General features: G+C 72.3%; 9 protein-coding genes. All 9 read right to left on the reverse strand.

Going from position 1 to position 10,454, the window contains the following annotated elements; translation table 11 throughout:
* Positions 1 to 31 precede the first annotated feature (31 nt).
* The 9 genes from ABD882_RS11215 to ABD882_RS11255 all read right to left on the reverse strand — a co-directional run bounded on the left by ABD882_RS11215 (position 32) and on the right by ABD882_RS11255 (position 10,425).
* Positions 32 to 904 carry a hypothetical protein gene (locus tag ABD882_RS11215; RefSeq protein WP_345186964.1) on the reverse strand — a complete coding sequence of 291 codons (873 nt, stop codon included), beginning with the start codon at positions 902 to 904 and terminating at the stop codon, positions 32 to 34.
* Positions 905 to 944: 40 nt separating this feature from the next.
* A complete protein-coding gene (locus tag ABD882_RS11220) occupies positions 945 to 1,106 on the reverse strand; it encodes a hypothetical protein (protein ID WP_345186966.1) in 162 nt (53 codons plus the stop codon).
* Between the two features lie 289 nt (positions 1,107 to 1,395).
* Positions 1,396 to 4,839, reverse strand: a complete 3,444-nt coding sequence (gene cydD / locus ABD882_RS11225; RefSeq protein ID WP_345186969.1) for a thiol reductant ABC exporter subunit CydD — start codon at positions 4,837 to 4,839, stop codon at positions 1,396 to 1,398.
* A 205-nt stretch (positions 4,840 to 5,044) separates the two neighbouring features.
* Positions 5,045 to 6,070: a cytochrome d ubiquinol oxidase subunit II gene (cydB, locus tag ABD882_RS11230; RefSeq protein ID WP_345186971.1), complete on the reverse strand. Its 1,026-nt coding sequence runs from the start codon at positions 6,068 to 6,070 to the stop codon at positions 5,045 to 5,047.
* 14 nt (positions 6,071 to 6,084) lie between these two features.
* Positions 6,085 to 7,497, reverse strand: a complete 1,413-nt coding sequence (locus ABD882_RS11235; RefSeq protein WP_345186972.1) for a cytochrome ubiquinol oxidase subunit I — start codon at positions 7,495 to 7,497, stop codon at positions 6,085 to 6,087.
* 36 nt (positions 7,498 to 7,533) lie between these two features.
* Positions 7,534 to 8,142, reverse strand: coding sequence for a helix-turn-helix transcriptional regulator (locus ABD882_RS11240; RefSeq protein ID WP_345186974.1), 609 nt, complete (start codon positions 8,140 to 8,142; stop codon positions 7,534 to 7,536).
* Between the two features lie 113 nt (positions 8,143 to 8,255).
* Positions 8,256 to 8,528, reverse strand: a complete 273-nt coding sequence (locus tag ABD882_RS11245; protein ID WP_345186976.1) for a DUF6457 domain-containing protein — start codon at positions 8,526 to 8,528, stop codon at positions 8,256 to 8,258.
* Positions 8,525 to 9,304 (reverse strand): molybdenum cofactor guanylyltransferase, encoded by a 780-nt coding sequence (gene mobA, locus ABD882_RS11250; RefSeq protein ID WP_345187012.1) that lies wholly within the window; start codon positions 9,302 to 9,304, stop codon positions 8,525 to 8,527. Before mobA ends, ABD882_RS11245 begins: the two co-directional genes overlap by 4 nt.
* A complete protein-coding gene (locus ABD882_RS11255; RefSeq protein WP_345186979.1) occupies positions 9,190 to 10,425 on the reverse strand; it encodes a molybdopterin molybdotransferase MoeA in 1,236 nt (411 codons plus the stop codon). Before ABD882_RS11255 ends, mobA begins: the two co-directional genes overlap by 115 nt.
* Between the last annotated feature and the right edge of the window lie 29 nt (positions 10,426 to 10,454).

Raw genomic sequence — 10,454 nt, forward strand, 5'->3', positions numbered from 1 at the left:
GGAGAAGTCGACACCTCCCCAGTTTCGCCACTCAATCACCAGGCATATAGGAGACACGCCCTAGCGGGGCGAAGTAGGCGTCGTCGTCGTGCGCGATCGGCACGGGCAGGTGCAGCCAGCCGAGCGGACGCTGCGCCGCGGACACGACGGCGTTCGCATACCGCACCAGCGCGCGGGCGTCGGCGGGCTCGAAGAAGTGCTTCTCGGCGGCGTCGCCGTAGCAGAGGTGCACGCCGACCTCGACGTCACCCGGGACGGCGTCGATGAGCGCCGTGAGCCGCGCGACCAGGCCGTCGAACGGATCGCCGGGCCACCAGGCCTCCATGACCTTGCCGTACCCGGCCGCACGCTCGATGATCCCCATCTCACTGGCGACGTCCCACTGGATCGCGAGGTCTTCGTGCGGGATCGCGACCAGGATCTCGTCCAGTTCGCGCAGGATCGCGGCGGTGTAGACGGGCTCGATCGCCGCGCGGTCGTCGCCGGCGAAGAACGAGGAGATCACCGCGAGCGGCGTCGGCAGAGACACCTGGAAACGCACGCCCTCGGCGATCGCCCCCTCCGCACGCAGCCGGGCGAACACCGCGTACGACTCGAGCGCCGCAGCGGTATAGCCCAGCGCCGGGAGGGCGATCGTCGCAGCGTCGACACCGTCGGCGATCCGCAGGGGGCGGGCGTCGAGTCCGGCGCCGAAGGGGATCCGCTCCGCGCCGACGCGCTCGATCCCATCGGCCTGGCCCAGCACGTCGGGCTGGAACATGATCCAGTGGAACCTGACGCCCACCTCGCCGTCCGGGATCCGGCGCAGGCGCGTCCCCAGGATCTCCGCGGCGGTGCGCATCGTCGTCTCGGCATCGGCATAGTTGACGCTGCCCACCAGCAGCGCTCCCCGGGGGCTCGTCATGCTCCTCAGCGTAGCGAAGACGGCATGTTCGGGACCTCGCTCACGGCGCGGCGGCAGTCCCTCCCGCGGCTCCTTCACCGGCGACCAGGGCCGCGAGGTTGCGCAGTGACGCCGTGATGCCGGTGCGGTGGTCGGCGGCCGAGATCCCGGGCTCCTGCACGACCCGCGCACCCTCCTCGAACGCGACGAAGGTGCCTTCCACGACCTCTTCGGTCGGCGTGGTCTTGCCGTGGGTCTCGGCGGGGTCGAGGTACGCGAGGGCGATGCGGTAGCGCCCGCCGGGCGGGCGTCGAAGTGCAGGATCCTGCCCGTCATCCCCTCCGGCGGCAGCCAGCGGATGAGGATGTCCGGGTCGGTGAACGCCGTGCAGATGCGGTCGGCAGGCGCGGCGAAGTGCATGCCGACCTCGTCCGTGCGCCCCATGCGGTCACGCTACGCCGGAGAGGGCGGATCCGCCACGGCCGGGATCCACGCTCCGTGGCACAGGCGGTTCAGGCGGCCACGAGCCGGCCCGCCTCGAGCCGCACGGTGCGATCGACGGTCCCGGCGGGCGGGGCGACGTGCGAGACGAGGATCACGGTCTGCTCCCCCGCGGCACCGAGCAGGTCGCGCAGCAGCGCGTCGGACGCGGCCGGATCCACCCCCGCGGTCGGCTCGTCGAGCACGAGCACCGGGAACCCGCGCAGGATCGCCCGCGCCAGCGCGATCCGCTGCGCCTGTCCGCCGGAGACGAGGGATCCACGCTCCCCCACCCGCGCGTCGAGGCCGCCGCGCTCGCTCGTCCACGCACCGAGCCCGACGCGGTCGAGCACGTCGAACAGCTCGGCGTCGGTGGCGGTCTCGCGGGCGAACAGCAGGTTCTGCCGGATGTCCTCGTCGAAGAGCATCGGATCCTGCTCGCAGAGCCCGACGTGGCGGCGCAGCTCGGGGCCGGCGACGCGCCGGGCGTCACTGCCGCCGATCCGGTACGCGCCGTCGCAGCGCAGGAAGCCGACGAGCACCGCGGCGAGGCTCGACTTGCCGGCGCCGCTGGATCCGGTGATGAGGATCCGCTCCCCGCTCGCGACATCGAGATCGAGGTCGCGCAGGGCCGGGGCCGCAGATCCGGGCCAGGAGGCGGTCACGCCGCGGAGCCGCAGCGCGCCGTCGGCGATCTGCCCCTCGCCCTCGTCGCCGCGCACCTCGGCGGGGAGGTCTACGGGCAGCAGCGCGTGGATCCGCTCCGCCCCCGCACGCACGCCGCGCCAGGCGGACGCCGCCTGCGGCACGGCGGAGAACACGTCGAACACGGCCATCGGCAGCAGCACGGCCACCGCGAACCAGGGCGCGTCGACCGCACCGCCGTGCTGCCAGGGAGCCGCAGCTGCGAGCGCCCAGATCGAGGCGGCGCCGGCAGCGAGCGAGACGATCGCCGACGACAGCGCCTGTGCCAGGGCGGCGCGGGTGACCGTGCGGCGAAGCGCATCATCGGCGGCACGGATCCGGTCCCGGGCGAGGCCTTCCGCGCCGTAGGCCTGCAGCACGTCCAGCGCGGTGAGGTCGTCGACCAGCGCGCCCGCGAGCGTCGCCCGGTCGTGGCTGAGCGCCCGCTCGGCCCGGGCTCCGGCGATACCGCCGAGCAGGATGGCCCCTGCGACGGCGATCACGAGGCAGACCGCGAGGGCGAGGGCGGCCGCCGGCGCGATGAGGCTGAGGATCCCGACCGACACCACGGCCACGATCCCGCCGGTGAGCAGCGGCTGGACCACACGCAGCGGCAGATTCTGCAGGTTCTCGACGTCGTCGACGAGGGCGGAGAGGACAGATCCGCGGTCCGTGGAGCTGAGACCCGCGGGGGCGAGCGGGATGAGCCGGCGCACGACCGCGGCGCGCAGGTCGGCCAGGCGGCCGAGGGCGGCGTCATGCCCGGCGAGGCGCTCCAGGTACCGCGTGACGGCCCTGGTCACCGCGAAGAAGCGCACGCCGACGATCGCGACCGAGAGCGGGACGAGATTGTCGACGAGCGAGGCGGTGACGATGAGCCAGCCGCTCACCAGCAGCAGCCCGACCGCCGCGGCGGCGGATGCGGCGCCCGCGAGCACGGCCGGAAGGAACCGCCGCGTGCGGGGCATCGCCAGGCGCAGGATCGCACCGACCGAGTCCGGGAGGGGGATGTCCGGGCCGGGATCGTTGAGCGAGGACGGCGGAGCCGACCGAGACGAAACGCGGTCCGTCATCGCAGACGACCCGATCCGCTCCGGTCGCACAAAGCCACCACTGGACGGCGCCAAGCGGTGCTTTTCTGCGACCTGGACGGAGGTGGGGTCACTGGCGTCGACCAGCCGCACCACCTGGTCGGCGATCGCGCGGGCCGAGCGCCGGTGCGACACGAGCAGCACGGTCGCTCCCCCGTCCGCGGCTGCGCGCACGGCGCCCCAGAGTCGCTCCTCGGTCGCCGCATCGAGGGCGCTGGAGGGCTCATCGAGCGCGAGCACGCCAGCCCCGCCGCCCGATCCCAGCCGGTACAGCGCGCGGGCGACCGCGACCCGCTGCGCCTGACCTCCGGACAGTCCGGATCCCTGCACGCCGAGCTCGTGGGCGGGATCCAGGTCCGGGGCGGCGGCCGCGGCGAGGGCCGCGCGCACCCGGGCGTCGTCGGGAGCCGCCTCGCCGAGGGCGACGTTCTCGGCGATCGTGCCGCGGATCAGTCCCGGACGCTGGCCTGCCCACGCGAGCCAGGCCGCCGGATCCGGATCCGTGGTGCCCTCGACGCGGATCGTCCCGTCGCAGGCCGCCGCACCGCGCAGCACGGCGAGCAGGCTGGATTTCCCGGATCCGCTGCGCCCCTCGAGGAGGGTGACGGTGCCGGGCTCGGCGGTGAAGGTGACCGGCGGAAGGGAGAGAGAGCCATGCCGCACGGCCACGCTGTCGAAGGCCAGACGGAGTCCGTGCGGCGAGACGTCCGTCCCTTCTGCAGGCTCAGGGACCGGGCTCGGCGCAGGCTCAGGGACCGGATCCGCCTCCAGGATCTCGAAGACATCCTCCGTCGCGGCGACGCCCTCGGCGGCGGCGTGGAACTGCACCCCGACCTGGCGCAGCGGCAGGAACGCCTCGGGTGCGAGGAGCAGGACGAACAGTCCCACGCCGAGGCTGAGCTCGCCGCCGAGCAGGCGCAGGCCGACCGAGACGGCGATGATCGCGACGGCGAGTGACGACAGCAGCTCGAGCGCGAACCCCGACAGGAACGAGTACCGCAGCACGCGCATGGTCTCGCGGCGGTACTGGTCCGCGGTCTCGCGCATGCGGGCGGCGGCCCGGCGCTCGCGTCCGAACAGGCGCAGCGTCGCGAGGCCCTGCACGGTGTCGGCGAAACGCGCGGCGAGCGTCTGCAGCACTCTCAGCTGGGTGCGCTGCACTCCGCGCGTGGCGATCCCGATCAGGATGAGGAACAGCGGGATGAGCGGGAGCGTCACGAGGGCCGCGATCCCGCTCGGCCAGTCCTGCCACCACATCACGGCGACGATCAGCGGCGTCGCGATCGCGGTGAGCACGAGCTGCGGGATGTACCGGGAGAAGTACGGATTCAGCGCGTCCAAGCCGTGGCCCGCGGTCACGGCGAGTGCGGTCCGGTTGCGGGCGCCGAGCCAGGCGGGGCCACGGCGGGAGATCGCGTCGAGCAGCGCCGCACGCAGCTGGCGGCCGGTCTGCGCCGCCGCCCTGGCACCCCAGGCCTCGGCGATCCACAGCAGGATCGCCCGCACGACCACGACCCCCGCGAGCCACGGCACGACGCCCAGCGGGGATCGTCCGGCGGCCACCGCGGTGATGCCCGCGGCGAGCAGGCCGGCGAACGCGATCGTCACAGCTGTCTGCGCGAGGGCGATGGCGGCCGACACCGCGAGGTACGTCCGCGCCGCCGGTGCCCACCGCAGCAGTCGCGGATCGATCGGCTTCATCGGATCCACTCCGCACGCACGAGCGTCACCTGCCCGGCTGCCTTTCCACCTTCGAGTCGTCCCTGTGAGCGCACGCCATAGGGTGCGCGCACAGGGACGACTCGGAAGTGGAGGGGCTCCGCAACCCTGCGGAGGGGCCTTCGCTCAACGGCCGCGAAGGGGGCGGCTCCGAAGGGGGCGGCGACCCCAGCGCGATCCGACATCGTCATGCGTGCGCCGAGGCGGCCTCGATCGTCGACCGGCGCACCCGCTTGCGGAACACCCAGTACGTCCAGGCCTGGTAGGCGAGCACGAGCGGCATGGCGATCAGCGCGGTCCAGCTCATGATCTGCAGCGTGTACGGCGTGCTCGAGGCGTTCTGGATGGTGAGCGAGTGCGCCGCATCGATCGTCGACGGGAGCACGTTCGGGAACAGCGCCGCGAACAGCATGAGCACCGCGCTGAGGATCACGACCACTCCTGCCGCGAACGCCCAGCCGTCGCGGCCGCGCAGCGAGAAGATCACCGACACGATGAGGAACACCGCGGCCACGGCGCCGAGCGCGATCACGGCCGCCAGCAGCGACGGGCGCCCTGCGGCGATCGCGATGGTCCACACCACCGTCCCGGCCGCCGCGAGGATCGCCGGAAGAGCCGCGAGCCGGGCGACGCGGCGCGCACGCTCATGCACCACGCCGTCGGTCTTCAACGCGACGAAGTACAGCCCGTGCAGGAAGAACAGCAGCAGCGTGGTCACGCCGACCAGCAGCCCGTACGGGTTCAGCAGATCGAACACGGATCCGCGGAACACGTGATGAGCATCCAGCGCCACGCCCTGCACGATGTTGCCGAACGCGACGCCCCAGAGCAGCGCCGGCACGGCGGATCCGATCACGATCATGGTGTCGAAGCGCCGCTTCCAGCGCGGATCGTCGCGCTGGTGCCGGTATTCGAACGACACTCCGCGCAGGATCAGGGCGAGCAGGATCACCAGCAGCGGCAGGTAGAAGCCGCTGAACAGGGAGGCGTACCACTCCGGGAAGGACGCGAACAGGCACGCGCCCGCCACGATCACCCAGGTCTCGTTGAGATCCCAGACCGGCCCGATCGTGTTGATGACCTGCCGGCGCGACACGTCGTCCCGACCCAGGAACGGCAGCGACATCCCGACGCCGAAATCGAACCCGTCGAGCACGAAGTAGCCCACGAAGAACACCGCGACGATCCAGAACCAGAGGGTGGCGAGATCCATGTCCGTCTCCTTCCTCAGTACACGACCGACGGGACGGGCGCGTCCTCGTCGTGCGTCTCGGTGGTGTCGGGCCCCTTCTTCGCAGCGCGGACGATGAGGCCGATCTCGACGACGGCGAGGGCGGCGTAGATGGCGGTGAACGAGATCAGCGAGATGAGCACCTCGACGCCGCTGACGCCGGGAGAGACGCCGTTCTTGGTCGTCATCAGGCTGAACACGAGCCACGGCTGCCGGCCCATCTCGGTGAACACCCAGCCGACGATGTTGGCTCCCAGCGACAGCGGGAACGCGTAGATCGCGACCTTCCACATCCACGCCGCCGGCGGCTTCTTGGCGCCCTTGCGGGTGAACCAGAGCCCGGCCAGCGCGACGAGCGCGTGCGCCATGCCGAGGCCGATCATCCAGCGGAACGCCCAGTACGTGATCCACAGCACCGGGTTGAACTGGGTGAGGCCGGTCGATGCGAACTTCTGCGCGTACAGCGCGTTCAGGTCGTTGATGCCCTCGACGCAGCCGTTCACGTCGTGCGTGGAGAGGAACGCGAGCAGGTACGGCACCCGGAGCGACCAGATCTCCCCCGTGCCGTCGGGCGTGCCGATCGAGAACAGCGAGAACGAGGCGTTCGCCCCGCAGGCCGAGTTGAACATCGCCTCTGCGGCCGCCATCTTCATCGGCTGCGTCTGCACCATCGCCAGGCCGAGCTGGTCGCCGGTGAGCACCACCCCCGCGGTCGCCACGAGGATCGCCCAGAGGCCGAACTTCAGCGAGATGCGCATGGTCGCGACGTGCTGACCGCGCGAGACGTGCCACGCCGACACCGAGATCACCACGCCGGCCGCGAGCATGAACGCGCCGAAGATCGTGTGCGGGAACGCGGCGAGCGCGACCTTGTTCGTCAGCAGCGCCCAGAAGTCGGTCAGCTCGGCGCGATTGGCCGCGGCGTTGAACGTATACCCGACGGGGTTCTGCATGAACGCGTTGGCCGCGATGATGAAGTAGGCCGACAGGATCGTGCCGATCGCGACACCCCAGATGGTCGCGAGGTGCACCTTCTTCGGCAGCTTGTCCCAGCCGAAGATCCACAGCCCGATGAATGTCGCCTCGAGGAAGAACGCGAGCAGGCCCTCGAACGCGAGCGGGGCGCCGAACACGTCGCCGACGAAGCGGGAGTAGTCCGACCAGTTCATGCCGAACTGGAACTCCTGCACGATGCCGGTGACGACGCCCATCGCGAAGTTGATCAGGAAGATCTTCGAGAAGAACCGGGTCAGGTGCAGGTACTCGATCTTTCCGGAGCGGACCCACGCGGTCTGGAAGATCGCGGTGACGGTGGCCATCCCGATCGTGAGCGGCACGAACAGGTAGTGGTAGACGGTCGTGAGACCGAACTGCCAGCGGGACAGGAGCAGCGGGTCAAGCCAGTCCATGATGCGATCTCCTCCGCGGCGTGGTCGTCATGCGTCTCATCGGGACAGCTCCACCGTGCACTCCTCCGCCCGCGCGGACGAGCGCACGCAGCGCGCGGCGAGCGGGCCGCCGGCCTGGGCGAGCACGCCCTGCATGAGACCGAGGTGCACCTGGCACAGCACGGGGCGGTGCTCGGGCTCCGCCGCGGCGTGCGGGCAGGGCGTGAGCTCGACGGTGAGCTGCTCCTCATCGATGACGGGTTCGAATCCGCTCTCCTCGAGATGCTCGACGAGGGCATCCAGCTGATAGGTCGCGCGCTGTCCGAGCTCGGAGTCGGAGGTGTGCAGGATCCGGCGCAGCACGTCGCCGCGGCGAGCGGCGGCCATGACCTTCTCCCGGGCGATCGGGCTGGACGCCTCCGGAGACCCGGTGGCGGCGCTGTAGAGCGCCCGCGGCCGGCCGCGGGTCGTGCGCTGCTCCGCGGCCTGGATCACGTAGCCGCCCTCGATCAGGCGCTGCAGGTGCTCCCGGACCGTGTTCGGATGCAGGGTCGTCGCCGCGCAGAGCTCGTCGATCGTCCGCTCCGCGCGGGACTGCACGAGATGCAGGATCTGCACGCGAGAGTAGCTGGAGATCGGCCCGCAGACGGGCCCGGCGCTGGCCATGCCCCCATACTCGCACCGACCCGGACCGGGGATGAGGCATCCAGCCGTGAATAATGCCGCGCTCGATAGGAGTGTCGGATCGACACCATTCTGCGAGCGGATCGGACCCCGCGCTACTCGTCCAGCTGCGCCCGTGCGAGCTCGGAGATCGCGGCGACGGCGGCCCGCACCTCGTTCGGGGATCCGCCGGCGCGGCCCGCGACGAGGCCTGCGACGAACGCGCTGAACGGAGCCGCGGGCCGGGCGACGCCGTTCGCGACATCACGCGCGAGGTCGAGGATGAGCGCGATCGGCACGTCCTCTGCGGCCAGCCCGAAATGCGCGCGCAGCACCTCCGCCCACGCGTCCAGCACCTCGGGTGGCAGGCGTCGGGTGCTGTCGGTCATGAGGTCTCCTCGTTCTCGGCTGCGGCACGGTCGGCCCGGGTGCGGTCGGCCCGGGCGCGGTGCAGGTCGGCGGGGGTGTCGACGTCGGCCGTGATCCCATCCTGGTCCTCGATCCACCGGATCGCGAGCCCGCCGAGCAGCGCCCGGCACGACGCCGCTGCGGGATCCCCCAGGGTTGCCAGCGCGGCGCGCACCGCGGTTGCGCGGTAGATGCCGGCGAGCCACTGCGGATGCCCGTCCGCCCGGAAGACGATCGCCTCGGACGCCTCGGCGAGACCCTCCGCCGCAGGGAGGGATCCGCACAACCCGGCGACGACGGCCTCGGGGCGGACCAGATCGCCGGCGAGCAGCAGCAGCCACTCGGTATTCGCGAGCTCGTCACGCGCGAATGCTGCGGCGAGAGCCGCGACCGGGCCGCCGAAGGGCGGGTCCTCCCGCACCCAGACGACCTCGGAGTCGTCGAGCCGCGGCCCGACCGCCACCACGGGTGCCGCCCCCGCTCCGGCGAGCGCTGTCACGGTCCGCGCGAGCAGCGAGGCGCCGGCCAGCACGAGGAGGGGCTTAGCGATGCCGCCCAGCCTTCGCGCACGACCGCCGACCAGGACGATCGCACCGATCCGCGCTGCCCCGTCCGGCGCAAGACGCGGGTCCGTGCGGGCGTTCAGCTCAGCTCCATGACGTCGACGAGGTCGCCGACTCGCACCTGCGCCACCTCGGCGGGGACGATCGCATAGGCCGTCGCGCCGGCGAGCCCCACCGAGAGGTGGGATCCGGATCCCCCCCGCGTCGCGGGCACGACCCGTCCGTCCGGCCCGATCACCGCGGGCAGGTACTGCCGGCGCCCCGGCGGAGTGCACCACTCGGCGCCTGCGGGGATGCGGCGCAGCGCACGGTGGATGTCGCTGCGCCCCTGCAGGCGCAGCAGCGCGGGCCGCACGAACACCTCGAACGACACGGCCGAGCTGACCGGGTTGCCAGGCAGGCCGAACAGCAGGATGCCCTCGGCGGTGACGCCGAAGCCCTGCGGCTTGCCGGGCTGCATCGCGATCGAGACGAACTCCATCACGCCGTCGAGGCTCTGCCGCACCGGCTCGTACGCTCCCGCGCTCACTCCACCCGAGAAGATCACGACGTCCGCTCCCAGAGCGGCCGCCCTCGCCACGGCTTCCGCGGGGCCGTCGCCCGCATCCCCGACGACCTCGCGCAGCACGACGTCGGCGCCCGCTTCGGCGGCAAGGCCGGCGAGCAGCAGGCCGTTCGACTCCGGGATCTGGCCGCGTCCGAGCGGGGTGCCGGGGGCGACGAGCTCGGATCCGGTGGACACGACCGCCACGCGCGGGCGCAGCGCCACCGGCACCTCGGCGATCCCCACCGACGCCAGCGCCGAGAGCTGTCGCGCACCGAGCGGCGTCCCCGCGGTGAGCACGACGGCGCCCGCCGCCGCATCGACCCCCGCCCGGCGCACGTGCGCCCCCTCGGTCCGCGGGGCCACCCGCACCACGGCCCGGTCCAGCGAATCGGCGAGTCCGCCGGCGGTGTCCTCGAACGGGACGATCGTGTCGGCGTCGGTGGGCAGCGCCGCCCCGGTCATGATCCGGATCGCGCACCCCTCCGCGAGCGGCGGATCCGCGGGGCTGCCCGCGGGCAGGTCTGCGCTCACCCGCAGCGTCACGGGTGCGTCGTCTGCCGCGTGCGCCACATCCGCGAAGCGCACGGCGAACCCGTCCATGGCGGAGTTGTCGAAGGCCGGCACGGGCGTCATCGCCCGAACGTCGGCGGCGAGGGTGAAGCCCCGCACCTCGCCGAGCGGGCGCAGGATCACGGGCGGCCCGGGCACCGCGGCGAGCACGCGCTCGAGCTGCTCCTCGACGGTGCGGAGGTTCGGGGTCTCGGCCAATGCGGGCTCCTTCGTCTGTGCCTCGAGGC

This window comes from Microbacterium panaciterrae, assembly GCF_039541635.1.
GTDB classification, from domain to species: domain Bacteria; phylum Actinomycetota; class Actinomycetes; order Actinomycetales; family Microbacteriaceae; genus Microbacterium; species Microbacterium panaciterrae.

What these genes read in the sequence shown, in the direction of transcription:
- ABD882_RS11235 (WP_345186972.1), bottom strand. Translation starts at nt 7,497, where the DNA reads ATGGACTGGCTTGACCCGCTGCTCCTGTCCCGCTGGCAGTTCGGTCTC.
- ABD882_RS11240 (WP_345186974.1), bottom strand. Translation starts at nt 8,142, where the DNA reads ATGGCCAGCGCCGGGCCCGTCTGCGGGCCGATCTCCAGCTACTCTCGC.
- ABD882_RS11215 (WP_345186964.1), bottom strand. Translation starts at nt 904, where the DNA reads ATGACGAGCCCCCGGGGAGCGCTGCTGGTGGGCAGCGTCAACTATGCC.
- cydD (WP_345186969.1), bottom strand. Translation starts at nt 4,839, where the DNA reads ATGAAGCCGATCGATCCGCGACTGCTGCGGTGGGCACCGGCGGCGCGG.
- cydB (WP_345186971.1), bottom strand. Translation starts at nt 6,070, where the DNA reads ATGGATCTCGCCACCCTCTGGTTCTGGATCGTCGCGGTGTTCTTCGTG.
- ABD882_RS11245 (WP_345186976.1), bottom strand. Translation starts at nt 8,528, where the DNA reads ATGACCGACAGCACCCGACGCCTGCCACCCGAGGTGCTGGACGCGTGG.